General features: G+C 67.0%; 12 protein-coding genes. 8 read left to right on the top strand and 4 right to left on the bottom strand.

The genetic code is table 11. The features are described 5' to 3' along the window. The first annotated feature begins 5 nt into the window (after window positions 1-5). Window positions 6-1,364, top strand: a complete 1,359-nt coding sequence (locus tag ACH47Z_RS07840; RefSeq protein WP_399071684.1) for a DNA cytosine methyltransferase — start codon at window positions 6-8, stop codon at window positions 1,362-1,364. A 45-nt stretch (window positions 1,365-1,409) separates the two neighbouring features. Here ACH47Z_RS07840 and ACH47Z_RS07835 read toward each other — a convergent pair whose 3' ends face one another. Genes ACH47Z_RS07835 through ACH47Z_RS07825 form a run of 3 tightly spaced genes read right to left on the bottom strand, consistent with a single transcriptional unit; the run spans window position 1,410 to window position 5,437 of the window. Next, window positions 1,410-2,288: a DUF6339 family protein gene (locus tag ACH47Z_RS07835; protein ID WP_399071680.1), complete on the bottom strand. Its 879-nt coding sequence runs from the start codon at window positions 2,286-2,288 to the stop codon at window positions 1,410-1,412. Beyond that, on the bottom strand, window positions 2,285-3,280 hold the full coding sequence (locus tag ACH47Z_RS07830) for a hypothetical protein (RefSeq protein WP_399071678.1): 996 nt from the start codon (window positions 3,278-3,280) through the stop codon (window positions 2,285-2,287). Before ACH47Z_RS07830 ends, ACH47Z_RS07835 begins: the two co-directional genes overlap by 4 nt. Window positions 3,281-3,283: 3 nt before the next feature. Next, window positions 3,284-5,437: a helix-turn-helix transcriptional regulator gene (locus ACH47Z_RS07825; protein WP_399071676.1), complete on the bottom strand. Its 2,154-nt coding sequence runs from the start codon at window positions 5,435-5,437 to the stop codon at window positions 3,284-3,286. Between the two features lie 534 nt (window positions 5,438-5,971). On the opposite strand from ACH47Z_RS07825, the gene ACH47Z_RS07820 reads away from it, so the two are divergent. The 5 genes from ACH47Z_RS07820 to drmB all read left to right on the top strand — a co-directional run bounded on the left by ACH47Z_RS07820 (window position 5,972) and on the right by drmB (window position 18,134). Beyond that, window positions 5,972-6,160, top strand: coding sequence for a hypothetical protein (locus tag ACH47Z_RS07820; RefSeq protein WP_399071675.1), 189 nt, complete (start codon window positions 5,972-5,974; stop codon window positions 6,158-6,160). Window positions 6,161-6,362: 202 nt separating this feature from the next. After that, the gene (locus ACH47Z_RS07815; protein WP_399071672.1) at window positions 6,363-11,126 is read left to right on the top strand and encodes a sacsin N-terminal ATP-binding-like domain-containing protein; all 4,764 of its coding nucleotides are present in this window, start codon (window positions 6,363-6,365) and stop codon (window positions 11,124-11,126) included. Further along, window positions 11,123-13,027: a UvrD-helicase domain-containing protein gene (locus ACH47Z_RS07810; RefSeq protein ID WP_399071670.1), complete on the top strand. Its 1,905-nt coding sequence runs from the start codon at window positions 11,123-11,125 to the stop codon at window positions 13,025-13,027. Before ACH47Z_RS07815 ends, ACH47Z_RS07810 begins: the two co-directional genes overlap by 4 nt. Further along, window positions 13,024-16,272, top strand: a complete 3,249-nt coding sequence (locus ACH47Z_RS07805; RefSeq protein ID WP_399071668.1) for a helicase-related protein — start codon at window positions 13,024-13,026, stop codon at window positions 16,270-16,272. The genes ACH47Z_RS07810 and ACH47Z_RS07805 overlap by 4 nt, the downstream gene beginning before the upstream one ends. Further along, window positions 16,269-18,134 carry a DrmB family protein gene (drmB, locus tag ACH47Z_RS07800; protein WP_399071665.1) on the top strand — a complete coding sequence of 622 codons (1,866 nt, stop codon included), beginning with the start codon at window positions 16,269-16,271 and terminating at the stop codon, window positions 18,132-18,134. Before ACH47Z_RS07805 ends, drmB begins: the two co-directional genes overlap by 4 nt. A gap of 122 nt (window positions 18,135-18,256) precedes the next feature. On the opposite strand, the gene ACH47Z_RS07795 is transcribed toward drmB, so the two are convergent. Further along, the gene (locus ACH47Z_RS07795; protein WP_399071663.1) at window positions 18,257-19,066 is read right to left on the bottom strand and encodes an ATP-binding protein; all 810 of its coding nucleotides are present in this window, start codon (window positions 19,064-19,066) and stop codon (window positions 18,257-18,259) included. Between the two features lie 110 nt (window positions 19,067-19,176). Here ACH47Z_RS07795 and ACH47Z_RS07790 point away from each other — a divergent pair, with 110 nt between their 5' ends. Both ACH47Z_RS07790 and ACH47Z_RS07785 read left to right on the top strand, forming a co-directional pair. After that, complete coding sequence (locus ACH47Z_RS07790; protein ID WP_399071661.1) at window positions 19,177-20,040, top strand: helix-turn-helix domain-containing protein; 864 nt, start codon at window positions 19,177-19,179, stop codon at window positions 20,038-20,040. Further along, complete coding sequence (locus ACH47Z_RS07785) at window positions 20,037-20,231, top strand: hypothetical protein (protein WP_270083564.1); 195 nt, start codon at window positions 20,037-20,039, stop codon at window positions 20,229-20,231. Before ACH47Z_RS07790 ends, ACH47Z_RS07785 begins: the two co-directional genes overlap by 4 nt. Window positions 20,232-20,429: the final 198 nt, after the last annotated feature.

The raw sequence follows: 20,429 nt of genomic DNA, 5'->3' as shown, positions 1-20,429 counted from the left end.
GCCACATGACCAGCACGGCGCACCACCAGTCCATCCTCGACAAGCCTTTTGTCCTGGATCTCTTCGCAGGGCCCGGAGGGCTGGATGTCGCTGGGCACGCGCTCGACATCCCGAGTCTCGGCATCGAGTGGGACAAAAGTGCGTGTCTGACGCGGTACGCGGCCGGGCTGGACACCCTCCACGCCGATGTGAGCGCGGTGCGCAGGGATGCCTTCGAGTCACTGCCGCCAGAGATCAACGTACTCGCCGGTGGCCCGCCGTGCCAGACGTACTCGGTGGCCGGGCACGGCGCCGGGCGCCAAGCCCTGGACAGGGTCAAGGAGTACATCGAGCGGCTGATGGCGGGCGACACCGACCAGGAGATCGATGAGGACCTGAAGACTCTCACCGATCCACGCACCGCACTGGTCCTCGAACCTCTCCGATACGCGATTCAGGCGACCCGGAGCCCGAACCGGGAGAACCGACCGTACGACGTCATCGTCCTCGAGCAGGTCCCCGCGGTGGCCCCGCTCTGGGAGCACTACGCCAAGGTGCTGGAGGAGACAGGACTCCCCGACAAGACCAAGTACAAGGTCGTCGTCGACGTCCTCGACACCGAGACCTACGGGGTGCCGCAGACGCGATCCCGCGCGGTGTTGATCGCTCGGCGTGCAGGGCTCGGCGAGCCCTCGCTTCCCCCACCGACTCACCGTTCCTACGAAGCGAAGGAATGGAACCGGAGGAACGGAACGAGCGAGGCCGACCAGGCCGCGGAGCAGGTCCATCAGCCGACCCTCTACGAGGGCACAACCGCATCGAAGAGCGACACGGACCTGCGACCCTGGAGGTCGATGCGTGATGCCCTCGCGAACCCGGTGGGCTCGCATCCGGGGCGTGTCACTCCCTTCTTGGTCCGCTCGAACTACGGCAGTTCCGGGAACCCGGGGAGGCGTGGAGTGCGGACCGACCAGCAGCCCGCCACCACCGTCACCGGCCGTATCTCCCGCTTCGTGGTCTTCGAGCACCTCGATGAGAACATCGTCTACGAAGGCCCGCGGTTCAGCATGAACGAGGCGGGGATGCTGCAGAGCTTCCCGCCGGACTATCCCTGGTCCGGTACGGCGCAGGCCCAACAGGTGGGCAACGCCGTACCGCCCCTGTTCGGTGCGCACCTGCTGAGCGCCGCTCTCGGCCTACCCAGGCCGGCCGCGGAGACACTGTGGAAGCCGTGGCAGCCGGCCACGGAGGAGCAGCGGGCCAAACTGCGAAGCAACGGCTGCGGGGCCGCTAACGACTGCACCGACAGGTGCCCGCGACCCAAGGACCAGGTGGCGCCCCCCTCTTCCGTGCGCCCGCGCAAGAAGAAGGCGTCGGCGCAGTAGTTCGAACCCGCCGGAGGGCTCTGCGGCAGCCCTCACAGCACCAGGTCAGTCCCCGCCCTTCCTGCCCCTGACCGGCGCCGTCTCGAACAGTTCGGCGAAATAGTCAGTGAGCGCGACCACGGACTTCTCCGGGACGGGGTCCTCGTCGGGCCCCTTCGGGAGTTCGTACCGCTCGACCGGTGGCGCTGATTCCGCTTCTGCGATCCAGTCCCGCAGATGGACGGGGTTGCGGGGTCGATCCGGCGCGAGGGTGTCGTAGATCAGGGTTGCACCGGCCGCGTTGATCGCGACGCTGAGGCCATCGACCTCTCGCCCGGTGGTGACCAATCCACTCTTCAACAGGCGGACGATGGCCTGAGCAGTGGGACGGTGGTCGATTATCTCCTTCTTCAGAACACTGTGGATGAGGTCCTGATTTCCACAGGCTGCCTCGACCGGTTCGTAGTCCGCCCCGTTCCTGAACAGCTCTGCTGCCCACCACAGGCGTGAGAAACACTGCCGGTCAGCAGACCCCCGGAAGCGCTCCGCGGGGACGCGCCTTTCCGGCTTCTTCGCCGTCGGTTCCGAAAGGTGACGCCAGACCACGTAGTCGGGAGCCACCGCCAGTGCGAGGTGGTTCCACAGACGCTTGTCCGCCGCCTCCCGCCGTGTCAGGCGCAGCGTGGCATGGAGCCGTGGCGCGAGCCATGCGTCGGCTCGGGTGCGGTCCTCCCGAAACTCGAACATGGCGTCTTCCACCAGGCTTCGGATCGGTTCGACCCACCATCTGGCGTCGTCCTCGGGAAGCGGATCGACGACCTTGGCGAGATCGATGCCGCCGTGCACCTGTTCACCTTTGAGCAGTTCCTCGGTAAGGAACGGATCGACCGTCGAGGTGGCGAGCAGCCCCAGGCGCTCCGGTACATGGTTCGGCTGGGTGATCACGTTTCACTCTCCCGGTTCATCTGTTCCAGACTGCGAATGACATAGGCGAGCGCCTTGGTGGCATCGGCACGGCGGACCGCCGCATAGTGGATACGCGTCTGGAGCTCCACCCAGCCCGAGTCGCCGGTGCGCCGGCGATGAACCTGTCGTAGTGCCTCCTCGACATGGACGCCGGGAATCACGTCCGGGAGCATCTCCCGCAGTACCTCGCCCTGCCAGTCGGTCGGGAAGACCGGGCCGCCGCCAGGTTCCACCTCCAGATCACCGATGGCACCGTGGAACACCGCGGTCCAGACGTCGGTGGCCATCTGAGCGACCAGGAGGTCACGCACCTTGCTCTCCACACCCGAGCCGTTGCTGTCCAACAGGCCGATGACACCCTCGACATCGGTGTTCACGAACACGGTGGGTACTCTCGCCGAGGCGTCCACGATCCAGGGCGCGTCAGCGTAGGCCTGGAGCCACTCGCGGGAGCTTCTCTTGAACGATGCTGTCTGGACGTCCAGTTGGAGCCCACGGACCGGCTCATCGGAGACCGTGTCGATGATCCAGTTCCGGTCGGTCTCGGCGATCGACCGTCCACGCACTCCGTCCACGGTCCCGACGGCGTACACGGCGAGGGAGGCTCGCCCCAAGTGGTCGTCACGGAGCACTTCCACGGAGCCCGACCAGTCCCGGCCGTCCTGCGCGTCGCGTGTGAGCTCCGTGGACGTGCGGATATTGGTCTCACCGTCCGTCAGCACAGCGAGGACACACAGATCGGACCAGGCCGCGTCCGGCGCGTTCGCCCCGGGCGGCAGTGTCGCCGAGAGGGCGATCGTGGCGCTGACCCAGTCGGTGTGGCCCGCGATGCCGAGCGCGACGGCCTGCTGCTGGGTCGAGTACGCGGTGGTCTCCAGTTGGTCACGAGTGCCGTCGGAGAGCTTGAGGGATACCGAGGTCACCCTGAGCGTGACCGGCCGGTTGAGCCGCTTGTACGGGTAGATCTTCACGCGTCACTCTCCCTTGCCGGCACGGAGTTCGAGGACGAGGCGCGTGAGTGTGGTCCTGACCGGATGGCTGGTGACGTCCGTGGATCCTCGGAACTTCGCGCGACGGGTGCCGGGCGGGAAGAGAAGGGTCCCGTCCTCCACCTCGCAGCCCTCGACGGCCACGAGTTCCGCCCAGTCCAGCTTCGGACGGCCGCCGGAACGCACGTCCAGTTGTGCGACCGGCACCATCGGGACGATCTCGTCGCCACGCGGGATGCTCACTTCGGCGGTGATCCGCCATTCCCCGTCGTCGCCGACTGTCGCGTCGAGCTTGTCCAGCACCGGAACCACCGGCCCGGCCGGCGCCTTGGCCTTGGGCCTTGTTTTCACGGTCAACGCCTTGCGTACGGCCTCACCGCCTTCGCGGCTGCTGCGCTTCGGCCGTGCGACAAGTTCCCTGACCGCACTGTTGGCCTCGGCGGTCAGCGCGTTGATCCGCCGGTATGCGGACGGCGACCAGCGCAGAGTCAGCTCCTCCGTCTGTCCCCAGCGGTCATGCTCAGGCGGCTCCGCCGCACGCAGGAATTCCTCAGCCTCTTTCGCGAAGGGGGCCGCTTCTCCGGCTGCCTCGCCCAACAGCAGAACGGCCTGGAAAGGGTTGGTGTTGAGCGGCAGCCTCGGGACCCCGGTCCTCTTGACGGTCATGCGGTTGCCGCGCAGTGAGTGCACCTGGTTCTTCCCCCCGTCCCCGTCCTTGTCCCCCTCGGCCTCGGTGACCAGCAGGACCGCTTGGTGTGTGCCGAGCGTCCCATGAGCGCCGCCTGAGAGCGGCAGCTTCAGCGGAACGCTCCGCGCCGCCACCTGCCCGGCCTCGGTGAGGCGATCCACCGTGGTGCCCTCGTAGTGCGCCCTCAGGGCACGAGTCCGGGCGGGCTGCTCGACAGACGGGTCCACCTGCTTCTCCGGCACGACCTCCTTGCCGTTCCGTAGGGCACGGACAGAGACCTCCAGAAGGGGGAGCCTGCTGCCCCCGCCGGTCATCGCAGCCCAGAAGTCACGTCCCAGCGCCTCGACCAGACGGCCGTGCATCTTGCTGATGTCACGCGTGTCCTCGTCATCGCCCTCCTTGTCACCGACGAACTCGTCGTCGGCGTCGGACTTCCCCTCAAGGCTGGCCACGTCGTGGGCGCCGACGATGAGGAAGGACGTACCGGGTTCGTCGCTCTCCCTGGCCAGATGCAGGCGTGCCACGGTCTCCTCGTCCGCCCACCATGAACGGGCGACCATGGCACTGGGCGAATCGGGATCGGGACGCCCGAACCATGCGGGGCCCGCGTACGGCTCGCCGTCCACCTCACGCCACGGCAGTTCGAGACGGCCGATGACCCGTCGCTCGGTACGTCCCTCGTGAGGCACAGACAGAGTGGAGTTGATGAGCACGAGTCCGAGGGCGCTGGTGGCCCACAGCGTCGCCTTGCCCAGGCCGTACGAACCACCCGCGCCGGGACCCGACTTGAGGCTCTCAAGTTGACGCCTGACCACGGCGGCAAACTTGCCGTCCGCGTAGTCGTCGCCGATGAGCCCGGAAGCGTTGTAGTCGTCGATCCGCAACAGGACCAGGCGGCCCTTTTCGTACATGTCGCGGACCCCGGCGTCCACGACTCGGCCGACCTTCTGGTTGGCGGCGGTCTCCGAGACGGCGGAGTAGTGCGGAAAGAGATCGTTCCAGAGGATCGCCTCGCGGAAGGCGTCCAGGGCCTCGCCGGTGAGCTCGTGGAGGGTGTAACGAACCCGGACCGGGCGGCCGTTCTCCGTCAGGCGCTCGTCGAGACTGTTCTGGCAGGTCTCGCGTGCGAGGACCTGTACGTCGGCGTCGAAGGCGAAGGCGGCGGCATTGCCCAGGTCGCGGCCGCCGTCGGGGTAGCCGGGGCGGTGGTACCAGGTGACGGGGAGGCCGGCCTGGGTGTCGGTGGTGCGGGTGTGCACCGTACCCACATCCGTGCCGAGCGCCTTGGCGATGTCGGTCATCACGGTCGGGCGAGGAGTCGACCTGCCAGTGATCCACGCGGACACAGCGGCACGAGTCAACTTGAGCTCGTCGGCCAGTTCGGCCTGCGTCTTCCCTGCGAGCCTGAGCTGTCGAGCCAGCCAAGGCCCGAACTCCTCACCTGTCTCCACGTGCCACCTGCTCTTTCCCTGGGTTCCATGCGGATCGCATGGTGGACACCGAGGTTAATTTGACACAAGCACTAGCGTCAACCAGCAGTTGATCGGACTCGACCCGGTCGCACGGTTTCAACTCGGCACCCGAATTGCCCAGAATGGGCACTTTGCGCCACACGGCGAAACTTTCGCAATCGGAGCGGTCAACTCCCGCCAAAGAGGCGGGAGTTCGGTTGACGCGTTCGAGTGGCTGTCGCTAGCGTTGTTGACGATGGGGTTCCCATCTCGCTCACGAAACCCGAACCCGGGAATATTGGGCGGCCGGGGGAGAGCTGTACCCAAATTCAACCCCGCACAACAACAGAACGATGCGCACACCAAGTCGTCACCGCGACACAAAGCGTTTCCACAAAGGGCTGGCAACACGGGACCGACATCCGCTATTGTGATCAGCCAAAAAGAACTTCACTGAAGTATTCACTATCCATTTTCGCGGGGGAACGTGTGCCCAATACACCCCTGTGCAACCTGAATAGGGGTGTGCCGTTTATGATCGAACAGGGATACAACGACTTCTTGATGTCATCTCGGGAGATGAGCTCATTCGAACTGAACATCGGAGTAGCAAAGACCAAGGCCGAGGTCATGAAGGTTCTTGAGGATTACGACCTGTCCGAGAAGGACTTTCCCGATGGGAAGATCCCGGGCTGGCCTCCGGATGAGCCCACGGCAATCTGAGATAGCTAAAAGACCAGGTCATGCCCCTGAGTCTCTCCTCCCAATAAGGCCCAACCCGACGCCTTCCCACCCGCTCGAAGGCACTGCGACGCCGATACAACCCAAGTATCACGCGGGCACGCGCCGGCTGACAGTCAGCCGGCGCGGCCAGCCCCGTCTCGTACATTTCGCTCGAACTTTTACAACTCAGGAGTGCAGAGCAGTGCCGTCTTCGTCCTCTTCCGTAATTCAAACCGTTCTCGAACAGTCGTCGCGCGTCCTGCAGACTTACGCAGTGGACCCCGGCCTCGTAGCCGAGCACGCCAATGGCGAGCGCCGAATCGCTCAAGGTGGATACGGCGACCGTCAGCTTTTCGAGCTCGTCCAGAACGCGGCCGACGAAATGACGGGGGAATCAGGCGGACGAGTTCATGTTGTCCTCACAGACACCCACTTGTACTGCGCGAACGAGGGAAATCCGGTGACTGCGGAGGGTGCGGAGACAATTCTTCGAATGAGCATGTCGAAGAAGCGTGGAGGGCAGATCGGACGTTTCGGGGTAGGCGTCAAGTCGGTCCTCGTGGTGACCGACGCACCGGAATTCTTCAGCCGCGACGGAAGTTTCGGATTCGACCGCGCCTGGTCGTACGAGCAGATCAAGGCCGTGCCCGGCGTGACGGCGCGCTACGGCCCGGAGTTCGATGCCCCCGTGCTGCGGATGGCCCGGCCTCTCGACATGCAGGCCGAGCGCGCCTCAGATCACGTCCTCAACGAGCTGCTGAACTGGGCCACCACCGTCGTTCGCCTGCCCCTTCTTCCGAGGGCTGCCGACCGGCTGGGCCGGGACATGCACGGCGGTCGCGCCAAGGACCATGGTGAACCTCGCGAGGAATTCCCGGTCGGCTTCCAGCTTTTCTCGCCGCACGTCGCGAAGGTTGTACTGGAGGACCGTCGGCCCCGGCCCATGGCTCGGCGGACACTGACCGCCCAGCAGGCCGGCGACCTCCACACCGTGGTCGAGGAGCGAACAGGGAAGGCCGTCGCCACCGACCGATGGCGTGTGTTCACAACCACCCACGAGCCCGGACCGGCGGCCCGCGCCGACGCCGGAGAGCTGCACGACCGGCTCTCGCTCGACCTCTCGTGGGGGGTCCCCGCCCTGGAGAAGGATCCGGAGAACGGCCTGTACGTCAGCCCGCGATCGCGTGGTCGCGGCAAGTTCTGGTCCTTCTTCCCGACCAAGTACGAGATGTCGCTGAGCGGAATCCTCAACGGCGCCTGGAAGACGAACGAGGACCGGCAGAACCTGCTGGACTCCTCTCCCTTCAACCAGGAAATGATCCGGGTGTCGGCCAAGTTGGTCGTCGACTCCCTCCCCGCCCTGGCACCTGCCGAAGACCCGGCCGCCTACCTGCCCCTGCTGCCCGGCCGTGTCAAGGAGTCGATCAGCTGGGCCGACGAGTTCCTGACCCGGGAGATCTGGGCCCGCACCGCAGACCGTCCGTCGCTGCCCGACCAGGACGGCGTCCTGCGTATCCCCACGGAGCTGCGGATCCACCCGCGGCTCGACAAGGACCTGAAGAAGCTGTCCAGTTGGCTGCGGATGTGGCACGCCTGCCCCGGACGCCCCTCGAACTGGCTGCACCCGAGCGCCGAGGCGGACGCCCTCCGCTCCGGAAAGGTCGAGCACATCATCGGCGCCGCCGGTCACGGGCGGACCGACGTCCGGGAGTGGCTGGAGGCCCTTGTCGAGAGCGGCACGCCCGAGGCGTCGGCGGTGGCCGTTCGCATCCTCGCGGACATGATCGAGAACCACTCCCCCTATGTCGAGGAGGCCCGCAAGGCCCGCGTCGTGCTCACCGAGGAGCACGGTCTTGTCGCCCCCGTGCACGGCAAGGTGTTCCGCCGTGCCGACCAGGGCGGACTGCGCGAGGCCCTGGTCTACGTGGTCGATGACCTCGCCCAGGACCCGTCGCTGGCTCACGCGCTCAACATCCTGGGCATCCGGGAGGCCGATGTCGAGGGCCGGTTCGTCAGCGTCCTCGATCAGGGCTTCGACCACTACAGCGACTCGGACTGGGAGCGGTTCTGGGAGCTGTTCCGTCAGGCGGGGATCCGTCGCCTGGCCCACAAAGTCCTGGAGCGGGTGCCCGCTGCGCGCTCGACGCTCCGAGTGAGGACCGCCGACGGTCGGTTCCGGCTGGTCGAGGACTGCATGCTGCCAGGTGCCGTCGTCGACGCGAAGCGCGACCCGAGCATTGCCGTCGACATGGCGTTCCACTCCGACGATACCCCCTTCTTCTCACAGGTCGGCCTGCGCGAACGACCGTCCGGCGGGGTGCAGCCCCAGGCGGATGAGGCGTGGTTCGAGGAGTACCGCGAAGCCCTCCACGCGGCCTACCTGCGTGGCCTGGACAGTCGTGCCCCACGCCCCGCACTGAACCGGATGAAGGTCGAAGGCGCCGCGATCGGCGGCCCGCTCCACCTCTTCCGCGCCCTCTCCGAGGAATCCCGCGCCGCCTTTCTGAAGGTGTTGCCCGACGACGCCGTGGTGGACAACTGGACGCGCCAGATCGGCGCACAGACCAACACCCGTCAGGCGGTGCCCTCGCCGATCCGTTGGATGCTCAGGAAGTTCGGCACGATCGCCACCTCCCAGGGGATCAAGCCGCTGAAGGAGGCCGTCGGCCCCCAGCTCGCCGACTACCAAGACGTGCTGCCGGTCGCCGACATCTCCCCCGAGAAGGCCCGCAGGCTGCGGCTACCAACCACCGTCGACGAGGTTCCCACCGACCGCTGGGACGCACTCCTCGACGAGGTCACCCGCAGCGAGGACGACTCCTTCGTCGGCGCCACCTACGTGATGCTGACCCGGTTCGGAGCGGACTTCCCCGAGGACTCCCTGACCCGTTGCCGGATCGGCGACGTCTGGGGCACCCGGCCCGACGACGAGATCACCCTCGCCGTCGGCGCCGCTCAGTACCGGGCGCTTCGCGCCGAGCAGCTACCGGCGCTGCTCGTACCGACCGCCGAGGACGCCGAGCTGATGATCGAGAAGTGGGGCATGCTCCGCTACGCCGACGTGATCAGCCGGGAGACCCGTGAAGTCGCGGAGGGCGACCCCGTCCCTCTGGTCGAGCTGTTCCCTTCCCTGCGGCAGCGCCTGAACAGCGGGAACCGGAACAGCATGGTGCAACGGTGCAGCGAACTGGAGGAAGTCACCCGTACTCCCAACGGCACGCACGCCTCCCCTCTGGACGCGGTGCGCCAGGACGGCACCGTCAAGGTCCGCGTGCCGCTGGAGCCCGAGCCGATGCTGCGCCTGATCGACCGTGAGCTCGGCCTCGGCCTCGGTGCTGCCGGCTGCCGCGCAGTGCTGGAGCACCAGGACCGCATGGCTCGGGACAGCGAGCTGAAGGCAGCGCAGAAGGCGGTGCGCGAGGCCGAAGACGTGGTGACCAAGATCGAGCTGCTGATCGGTGCCGACGCGCTCCGCGCCGGTCTCCCCGAGGGATTGATGGAGGCCGAGCTACAGGCGACCGACGGCGTGGAGCCGTCCGGGCGCCGGATCGCACAGATGGCGTTCAACGCGCACGGTGACGGAGTGCTCCAGCAGCACGCCCGGGACATCCAGGCACGCTTTCCCAACGCGCCTGTCGCGTACGGGGGTTCGTCGGCGGCCGTCGCCTTCGTCTCGGAACTTAAGCTGCCTGTCGCGTTCGCCGGTTCGAGGACGCCGTCCCCGCCCGCGTTCGAGACCGTCGAGGGTCCTCGGGACTTCCCGAGTCTCCACGAATACCAGGAGGACCTGGTCCGGAACATCTCCACGATGCTCGACCGGCTGGCCCCGCAGCGCGGGATGCTGTCCCTGCCGACTGGCGCCGGCAAGACCCGGGTCACCGCCGAGGCCGTGATCCGTTGGGTGAAGCGGGTCGGTGACCTCAAGGGTCCCCTCTTGTGGATCGCGCAGACCGAGGAACTGTGCGAACAGGCCGTCCAGAGCTGGAAGTTCGTCTGGACCAAGGTGGGCGCCGAGCGCCCGCTCACCATCAGTCGGCTGTGGAGCACGAACGAGGTCGGGAATGTCGTCGACCACCCGCACCTGGTGGTCGCCACCGACGCCAAGCTGGAACGGTGCCTGAGCACCGACCAGTACGCCTGGCTGCGGCAAGCCGCACTGGTGATCGTGGACGAGGCGCACACCGCCATCTCCAAGCGGTACACCGAGATCCTGGGCCAGTTGGGACTCACCCAGTACGAGACCGGCCGGCATCTGCTCGGCCTCACCGCCACCCCGTTCCGGAACACCAACGAGGAGGAGACCCGCCGCCTGGTCAGCCGCTTCGGCAACCGGCGACTCGACCAGGGAGTCTTCCCGTCAGGCGACCCGTATCGCGACCTGCAGGACTGGGGCATGCTCGCCCAGGTCGAGCACCGCACCCTTGAGGGCGGCCGTATCGAACTCACACGGGACGAGAAGACACACGCCGATCGCATGGCCGTGCTTTCCCGCTCCGCCGAACAGCGGCTCGCTGACGACCACGCGCGCAGTCGGCGCATCGTCGACTCGGTGGCCGAACTCCCGGACGACTGGCCGACGTTGCTCTTCGCCACCTCTGTCGACCATGCCAAATACCTGGCAGCCATGCTCAACGACCGGGGCGTCCCGTCCGCCGCCGTGGACTCGACGACCAGCGCCCAGGACCGTCGCAATCGCATCGAGAACTTCCGACGCGAACGCATCCGGGTCCTCACCAACTACGGTGTGCTCACTCAGGGGTTCGACGCGCCGGCCACGCGTGCCGTGGTCGTGGCCCGGCCGGTCTACAGCACCAACGTGTACCAGCAGATGATCGGTCGCGGACTGCGCGGACCGCTGAACGGCGGAAAGAAGAGCTGTCTGATCCTCAACGTCAGCGACAACATCGCCAACTTCGACACCCACCTCGCCTTCACCCAGTTCGAGCACCTCTGGAGCCGAAAGTGACCGACGTCTACCAGGACAGCCCTCCGCTCACCGACGAGCAGCTGGCCGTGGTCGAGCAGCCCTGGGACGCGCGTGTCCTGGTCACCGCAGGCGCCGGAGCGGGAAAGACCCACACCCTGGTGCGCCGGCTCGACGCGCTGTGCGGCCACGACGACTCCGAACAGGCGCTGGAAGCGGACGAGATCCTGGTGCTCACCTTCTCCCGGGCCGCCGCCCGAGAACTGCGCGAACGGATCTCCCGGCATGGAGAGCGAGCCCACCGGGTGCGTGCCCGTACCTTCGATGCGTGGGCCTACGAGGTGCTCCTCCAGGCGCATCCGGACGGCGAGTGGGGAGCGGTCGGTTTCGACGAGCGGATCGCCGCCGCGATCCGCGCGATCGAGCAAGGTGCGCTGGAGATCGGCGACGCGATCCCGCCGGCCCATGTCGTGATCGACGAGGTGCAGGACCTGTTGGGTGGTCGCCGCGAGCTGGTGGAGACGCTTCTGGATCGGTACCAGGACAGCTGCGGCTTCACCGTCGTCGGAGACGCCGCCCAGTCCGTGTACGGCTTCCAGATCGAGGATCTGGGCAAACGCATCGACGAGACCGGCCGGTTCTTCGACTGGCTGCGCTGCTCCTACCCCGACGACCTGGTAGAGCTGCACCTCACCCGGAACTTCCGGGCGACTACCACCGAGGCCCGAGTCGCACTGGCGCTCGGCCCCCGGCTCCAACAGCTGAGCGATCCGGACGAGGCGAGGAAGCTCTACGACGAACTGCGCGACCTCCTCTTGAACCCGGCGAACGGCATGGGTGACCTCGACGACGAGTTCACGCTGGACGGCCTCCGGGACCTCTCCGACACATGCGCCGTCCTCACCCGTGACAACCAGCAGGCCCTCGTGGTCTCCGGCCTTCTGCACGCACACGGTATCGACCACCGGCTACGGCGCCCGCTGGAGGAGCGTCCTGTGCCGTACTGGGTGGCCGAGTTGCTGCGCCGCACCGAGGCGACCGGCTTCACCGAGGACCGGTTCCGTACGCTCCTCTCGGAAATCCCTCTTCCGTACGAACCTGACGCCGCCGCCCTGTGGACGGCCCTGCGTCGGGTCGCGCGCGGAGCAGGGCGGGGTGTGCTCGACCTGGGCCGGCTGCGCCGCGCGGCCGCCGACGGCAGGTTTCCCGACGACGCGGCTGACCCGGAGACCGCCCGCATCGTCGTCTCGACGGTGCACCGGGCCAAGGGTCTGGAATTCGACCGGGTGATCGTCCTGACGCCACCGACTCTCGCCGAACTCCACAAGCGGTACCAGGACGAGCTGGACCTTCCCGCCGAGGCCCGTGCCCTGTACGTGGCGATGACGCGCGCCCGCCAGGACCTGTACCACGTGGTCCCTCCCGAACTGCCGCACTTCAAAAGGGCGGGGGGGCAGCGCCACGGCCGCCGCTACCTCGGATCGTGGCGGTCGTACGACAGGTACGGGATCGTCGCCGAGCCGGGCGACGTGAACCGGGATGACCCGCCCGGCCCGGAGACAGACGCGATGGCCACGCAGGCGTATCTCGTGGAACAGGTCCGTCCCGGCCAGGAGGTGCTGCTGCGCAGACGCCACGACCTGCCGATGGGCGAGACGGAGAGCCCGCCGTACGCCCTGGTGCACGAAGGGCGGGAGATCGGCGAGGCCTCACGGAGGTTTCGCGAGGAGCTGTTCCAGGTGCAGAAGGTGAACCGCACCTGGGACCCTTGGTGGCCCGACGAGATCCACGGCCTGCGGATCGACACCCTGGAGACCGTGACGGGCAGCACCGCCGCCGGCGCCAACGCCGGTCTCGGTGAGCGAGGCGTGTGGATCGTCCCGCGGATCACCGGCATCGGCCGGTACCGGAGAGCCGACAACTACGAGGAGCAGCGCGCATGACGCAGGTGGCAGGCCGACACTCCGAGCACTACCGGGTCCGAGATGAGGAACTCCTCGTGGGGCTCCGCCGTGAGCTCCTCGGCCCCGCCGAGGACGCCGTGCCAGACGATTGGGACGAGGTACTCACCCAGGACGCGCCGATCGACCGCTACTTGACCGGCGTGCTGTATCCGCGTGCCACGAAAGAGCGGCAGGAGGAAGAGGCCGCCAAGCAGGACGGTCCGGACGACGCTCCCGTCAACACCCGCGGCGACGGCGAGGAGTCCGGTACCCCGCCGGAGGTCGGTGCCTCGGGGGACAGGCGGCCCTCCTCGATGGGCCTGACCTTCGCGGTCAAGCCGGCCATAAGCGACACGATCGTGGTCTCGGCGCGTGCGGCCGTCTACGAGCCCACGGACGCCGCCGGCAAGCGCATCCCGGCCCGCCGCGCCGAGGCCCGTACTGTCGCCGACCAGCGTGAACGGTGGCGCCGGCGGGAACTCTCCTTCCCCGACCAGCGCTTCCTCGTGACCGAGACCGCTCCGAAAGATCCGATCCCACTGAGCGACGAAGCGTCACTGCACGTAAACATCCGCCGCCTTGACAAGACCACCGGGACAGTCACGATCACGGTCACTCTGATCAACACACAGAAGATCGGAGAGTGGGATCTACAGGACGCGTTCTCCCTCTTCCAGTGCGGGCTGGTAGTCCGGGCCGCCAACGGCTCCGACGCGTTCGTCGAACGCCCGGCTCCGGACGCCGCCCACGACCCGGAGGTCGCCACGAGCCGGCTGCTGCACCGCCACGCCCCGACCTTCGCTGTCGGGCACGGCTGTGCCGCCGAATGGGACTGGAATCCGTGGCCGATCGGCATGACCGAAACCGCCCCGGAGATCGCGGTCCCCGAGGTGCGGAGCCAGTTCGTGCCGACAGTGGAGGTGCTGCTCACCGATTCCAACCCCGAGATCGACAGCTCGGCGCTGTCCATGCTAGGTCTGGCGGAGAAGTCCGACGCCGAGATCCTGACCGCTCTGGGAGGGCTCGCCGACGGGTACGAACGCTGGATCGACCGCAAGGCGGCCGAGACGGAGGATCTGGCCGGTGGGACGCACGAGGAACCCGCGCGGGAGCAGGTCAAGGCCTGCCGCGAGGCACTCGACCGTATCCGCGAGGGCATCGAGCTGTTGCGGACCAAGCCCGATCTGATGAAGGCTTTCCGACTTGCCAACCGCGCCATGGCCGACCAGCGTGCCCGCAGTGCCTGGGTGAAGGGCGGACGCGTCAGCGTCCCCGACCCGACCGCCGGACGCTGGCGTCCCTTCCAGATCGCGTTCGTACTCCTGTGCCTGGCCGGCATCGACGACCCCGAGCATCGTGATCGGAAGATCTCCGATCTGCTGTGGTTCCCCACCGGCGGTGGCAAAACCGAGGCCTACCTCGGTCTGATCGCCTTCACCTCGTTCCTGCGCCGTATCCGCAAGGGCGCGGACGGCGGCGGTGTCACCGTCCTCATGCGCTACACGCTGCGGCTGCTCACACTCCAGCAGTTCGAGCGCGCCGCGGTCCTTCTCTGCGCCATGGAGCACATGCGGCGTCGAACACCCGAGTTGGGCCACGAAGAGTTCTCCGTCGGCATGTGGGTGGGCCGCTCGGCCACCCCCAACACGCTGACCGAGGCAGGCTTGAAGCTCGACGAACTCCGCGCGAACCTCGACAAGCGCCTCGCCACCGAGAATCCCGTCCAACTGCACGCCTGTCCTTGGTGCGGAACCCGCCTCGACGCACGGAACTACGAAGTCGACGAGGACGCGAAGCGGATGCACGTCCGATGCCCCGGCGCTGACTGCGACTTCGCCGACGGCCTGCCCGTCCACCTGATCGACGAGGCGGTATACGACGCACGACCGACACTCGTGATCGCCACTGTGGACAAGTTCGCGTCGATGCCGTGGCGTCCGGCGACCTCCGCGCTCTTCAACCGCGACGACGACCCGGACGGCGGCACCCCGCCCCCGGAATTGATCGTCCAGGACGAACTCCACCTGATCTCGGGCCCGTTGGGAACACTCACCGGCCTCTACGAGACCGCCGTGGACGCACTCGCCGGCCGACCCAAGGTGATCGCCTCCACAGCCACCATCCGTCGCGCAGCCGACCAGGGACGCCACCTCTTCGCCCGCGAAGTACGGCAGTTCCCGCCCGCCGGCCTCGACGCCCGCGACTCGTGGTTCGCCGTGGAGACACCGCGCGAGGAAAAGGCGAGCCGCCGCTACGTCGGTCTCCTGGCCCCCGGCACCAGCCAGGCCACCCTCCTGATCCGCACGTACGCCACCCTGCTGCACCGCGCCAAGCAGGCGAAGACCGAGGATGAGGTGCGCGACGCCTACTGGAGTCTCGTCGGCTACTTCAACAGCCTCCGGCTACTGTCCGCGGCCGAACTCCAGGTCCACGACGACGTGGTGGCCTATCTGGAGGTGCTCGCTGAGCGCGAGGGGGTGGAAGTCCGCTCGGTCGTCAACTACTCGGAGCTGACGAGCCGTATCGACGCCAGCGAGATCCCCACCCGCCTCAAGGGCATCGAGAAGCGGCTGCCCGACGAGGACACCGTGGACGTCCTCCTGGCCACCAACATGATCGCGGTCGGCGTGGACGTGGACCGCCTCGGTCTCATGGCCGTGATGGGCCAGCCGCAGACTACGGCCGAGTACATCCAGGCCACGAGTCGGGTCGGCCGCGCGCACCCCGGCCTGGTCGCGGTCATGCTCAACTCCACCCGGTCTCGTGACCGTTCCCACTACGAGAGCTTCCAACATTTCCACTCGGCCCTGTACCGCGAGGTCGAGTCCACCTCAGTCACACCGTTCTCCGCACGTGCCCGCTACCGGGGCCTGCACGCGGTGATCGTCGCCCTCGCCCGCATCATGATCCCTGCCGCCCGCCCCAACGATGGCGCCGGCAAGGTCGAGTCATACGAAGACGTGCTCCGTGGCCCCATCAAGACGATCCTCCTGAAACGCGTGGACGCGGTCACTCGGGAGGAGACCAACGCCGTGTCCTGGGCCTTCGACGAGTTCGTCGACTGGTGGTGCGACGAGGCCGACATCCATAACGGCCTGCTGTTCGAGCCTCAGAGGGGCAGTCGCGCACCTTCGCTCCTTAAGGCCTATGACGACGAGTCCGAGAGCACCGAGGCATATCCCACGTTGTGGAGCCTGCGTGACGTCGACGCCGAGACCGCCCTGTTCATGGAGGGAACCCGATGACCCCGCCTCCTGCCCGCCGTCGCCGTACCGGCGCGGACGGCGCCGCACCCGCCCACAACTTTCCACGGCGTGGTGCGGTCCGCCGTGCCCAGGCGATCACCACGTACGGCGTCGGGTCGCTCATCGCCGTCGACCATGAGTCCTTCATCGTCTCGGGACTCGACGAGGCCGAGCAGAGCTGGAGCCGTGATGAGTCCCCGCAGATCCACGAACGGCGGCTGGCCCGAGTGCTCGGCGTCGACTACTTCCGGCTGCCGCCCGCTTCCGACGACACCAGCAAAGACGGTATCCGGGTCCGACGTTTTCCCTTGATGCACTCCTGCCCCGAGTGCAACGACCTGCAACGACATCGCGACTTCAACCCACCGGCCGGTCGAAGCGTCTGCGGCACGTGCGAGGTCGACCTGGTCCCCTCCCGCTTCGTCGTCGCCTGCGAGGCTGGGCACCTCGACGAGTTCCCATACTGGCAGTGGGTGCACCGTTCCACGGACCGTGGTGCCTCTACGGCGGCACAGTGCGGGGGGAAGCTCAAGATGCGCACGTCCGGGCGTACTTCCTCTCTGCGCTCCATCCTCGTCTCCTGCACCTGTGGGCAGGCTCCCGAGGTCTCGATGGAAGGCTCCTTTCGGAGGAGAGCGCTCAAGGACTTGGGCCTCAAGTGCCGAGGCTCCCGTCCGTGGCTCGGTGCGTCCGCCGCCACGGGCGGATGCGGACTCCCCCTGCGCACACTGCAGCGCGGTTCGTCGGCAGTCTGGCAGCCGGTGTTGAAGTCGGCGCTCTCCATCCCGCCGTGGAGCAATGGCCGCGCGGATCCGCTGGCCGAGCACTGGGACAGACTTCGCAACCTCAACGGTCGGGCGGAGATCGAAGGCGTCCTGAAGTTCCTCTTCCCGGACGGAAGTCCGGTCCCTGTCGACGAGGTGATGACACTCCTCGACGCGGAGCGCGAGGAAGACCCTCACGGCGAGGACGCCCCAACCTTTGACCACCGCTACCGCGCCCTGCGCAACAAGGAATACGAGCGTCTCCGCTCCGGCAACGACAAGAGCGAGCACTCCCGTGACGAGGAGTTCGTCTGCGAGACCCCGCTGGGCGACCAGAGCGTGCTCGACCCGCTCGGCGTCACCGGCCCGATGCTGGTCAAGAAGCTCCGCGAGGTGCGCGCCCTGAAGGCGTTCACCCGGCTCGTCAACGCCGAATCGACGACCGATCCCAAGGAGATGCCGCTGTCCGAACGCTCCCTACGTTGGCTTCCGGCCATGGAGGTTCGGGGCGAGGGAGTCTTTCTCCGTCTGAACGAGGATCGACTCGGCGCCTGGGAGAAAACCACAGCGGTGGCGGCCCGGATCGAACGGATGCGTACCGCCCACCAGCGGCTGCTGGAGCAGCGCGCCGAAGACCCGAGCCGCGTCGTCGCCTCCCCCGCCACCCCTCGCATGGTGCTGCTGCACACCCTGGCCCATGTCCTCATCAACGAGTGGAGCCTGGAGGCGGGCTACCCGGCCGCGTCCCTGCGCGAGCGTCTGTACGCCGCCGACGACATGGCCGGGGTGCTTGTCTACACGGCGACGAGCGACTCCGCGGGCAGTCTGGGTGGCCTGGTCGCTCAAGGTGAGCCGGGGATTCTCGCTCGCACGGTCCGTTCGGCCGTTCGTCGCGCCGAGTGGTGTTCCTCGGACCCGCTCTGCATGGAGACCGAGGCGTCCGGCACCGGCGGAATCAACCTGGCGGCCTGCCACGCCTGCGTGATGCTCCCGGAGACGAGCTGCGAGCACAACAACATCCTGTTGGACCGCGCCCTTCTCGTCGGCATCCCGGACGATCCCGACCTCGGATTCTTCGCCAACGTTCTGGGCCGGTGACACCGGGACGACAGACAAGACGGGAACTGGTGTCTCGTGCGCGCCGCTCCCGACTTCGGAGCCAGAGCGTCTGCCACGACGGCTCCGAAGTCGGGAGGGCCCACCCCAGCACACGATGTCGATCACCGAGCGCTGCGCTCCATGTCCGCCTCGAACCGCGACTGGGCCCGGTCGAGCACCTCGTCCGCGTCATGGCCGTGTGCCCGAAGCCAATGAAGGAGATCGGCGATCGCCTCGACCGCCGCCGTCTCCGCGGCAGTGGCGATCAGTCGGCCGGAGGCGGCCGGACGTACAGGGTGACGCATTTGGTAGAAGCCAAGGACGTTTTCAGCCCTTGAGACGTGCACGCTGCGGCTATGACCATGGGGTGTACTCAGACTGGTCGCGAGTTCCACCCAAGTGACCTTGCGATCGTGCAGGAGCTGAACACCCCAGCGGTCGCAGTGTGCGGTCACGAGCAGCATGCCGCGTCCCGACTCGGCGTCATCGGCAGCCTCGACCAGCGTCGGCAAGACCTTGGTGCCCGCGTCCTGGATCTCGATACGGAGGTACGTACCGCTCATGGAGACGGCGAGCGTCGCCGGAGCGCCCCGACCGACGTGAGTGATCACGTTGGACACGAGTTCGCTGACACAGAGCTGAGCCGCGTCAGTCAGCTCCGACAGGCCCCAGAGGCCCAAACTGGTCCGTAACACGCGCCGCAACGCTGCCACTTCCTCCGGCTCGGCGAGAAACGGCAGTTCCCAGGGCTTTCTCGGCGTACAAGCACTGCAATCCACGTCCTGGCTCCTCCTCTTCCGCTGGTTGTCTGCGCTACCCGGCAAGCAGTGGCCTGTCGCCCTGGCGCAGCCCACCCCTCCCAGGGCAGGAGAGATCAGGCAGGCGTGCGCGATGCGCTTCTGCTCGTCGTGCGTAAGCGGCGCGAGATTCAAGCTAGGAGAGGACTGGGTAAATTTACCAGCCACTTCGACAAATTAGCTCGATCGTGGATTCAGTCGCGCAGACACGGCAGACTGCGCGTGAGCGCACAGGAAGGAACGGCATGTCCCCGAAGCCAGCCCCAACCCAGCGGCAGAAGCGTCTCGGTCACGAGCTGCGCAGGATGCGAGTAGCGGCTGGCATTTCCGCTGAGGATGCTGCGAAGCTCCTGGGCGTCGACCGGGGGAAGATCTCCTACATGGAGTCAGGGGTCCGGAACATCAGCGAGGAACGTCTTCGCACCCTGGCCCATCACTGCGGGTGTACCGACGAGAAGTACGTGAGCGCCTTGGTCGACATGGCCTCAACAGGCGTACAAGGTTGGTGGGAGCAGTACCGGAGTGCGCTGCCCCAAGGTCTCTTGGACATCGCCGAGTTGGAGGCGCGGGCCGTTCGCATGCGTGCGTCGTGCACAGTGCATGTCCCCGGACTGCTCCAGACAACGGACTACGCACTCGCCGTCTTCCGCGCGGTCCTGCCGCAACTGCCCGAGCACAAGGTGACCATGAGGGCCGCCCATCGCAGTCGGCGACAAGAGGTGCTGTCCGCTGATGGCGCCCCTCGCTTCACCGGCATCATCCACGAGGCCGCGCTTCGAATGCAGTTCGGAGGTCACCGGGTAGCCCGCGAACAGCTCGAATATCTGCTCGCCCAGTCCGAAAGGGACAGCGTGACCGTCCTGGTCGTCCCTTTCACCCATGGCGCGTTTCCCGGTGCAGGTCAGACCGTCCTGTACGCAGAGGGAGCTACGGAACAGCTCGACACCGTGCAGATCGACAACTCCCACGGCCCAGACTTCCTCTACGGAGAGGGCGAGTTGGCCAAGTACCGTGCTCACTTGGATCGGATGGAAGCCCTGGCTCTGTCCCCCGACGACTCAAGGGACTTCATCCGCTCCATCGCACACGGACTCCAGGAGGCGTCATGACCGAGATCCAGTGGGAAGAGCCGTTCTGCGGGGAAGGCAATTCGTGCTTCCGGATGGGCGTGGACGGCTCCGGCAACGCGTACATAGCCGTGAACGGCCAGGAGGACCGTTTCATCACGGACAGCCGGGAGGCCCTCCGGACCATGATCCGCGACATCAAGGCCGGCAAGGCAGACCACCTACTGAGGTGAGGTTCCCCGAGGACCGACGTCAGACCTCGTCGGATCGGAGTCAGGAACTGAGTTTTAACGAAGGTCGATCGACGGACGCGGTTTGGACAGGAAGGAATGTCTGACACGCATGCTGTTCAGCATGCAGGATGCTCGCCGTGATCCGCTCATCACGCACATCGCAGACGACACCGTCCTCACACGCGTCACCGGGCAGGG

Origin of the sequence: Streptomyces sp. NPDC020192 (assembly GCF_044388685.1) — a bacterium.
Classification (GTDB): domain Bacteria; phylum Actinomycetota; class Actinomycetes; order Streptomycetales; family Streptomycetaceae; genus Streptomyces.
This window is presented reverse-complemented; position numbering and strand designations above follow the sequence as displayed.

Bases quoted from the DNA above. Each gene is read 5' to 3' on its own strand.
- ACH47Z_RS07840 (WP_399071684.1), top strand. From the start codon at position 6: ATGACCAGCACGGCGCACCACCAGTCCATCCTCGACAAGCCTTTTGTC.
- ACH47Z_RS07820 (WP_399071675.1), top strand. From the start codon at position 5,972: ATGATCGAACAGGGATACAACGACTTCTTGATGTCATCTCGGGAGATG.
- ACH47Z_RS07805 (WP_399071668.1), top strand. From the start codon at position 13,024: ATGACGCAGGTGGCAGGCCGACACTCCGAGCACTACCGGGTCCGAGAT.
- drmB (WP_399071665.1), top strand. From the start codon at position 16,269: ATGACCCCGCCTCCTGCCCGCCGTCGCCGTACCGGCGCGGACGGCGCC.
- ACH47Z_RS07790 (WP_399071661.1), top strand. From the start codon at position 19,177: ATGTCCCCGAAGCCAGCCCCAACCCAGCGGCAGAAGCGTCTCGGTCAC.
- ACH47Z_RS07785 (WP_270083564.1), top strand. From the start codon at position 20,037: ATGACCGAGATCCAGTGGGAAGAGCCGTTCTGCGGGGAAGGCAATTCG.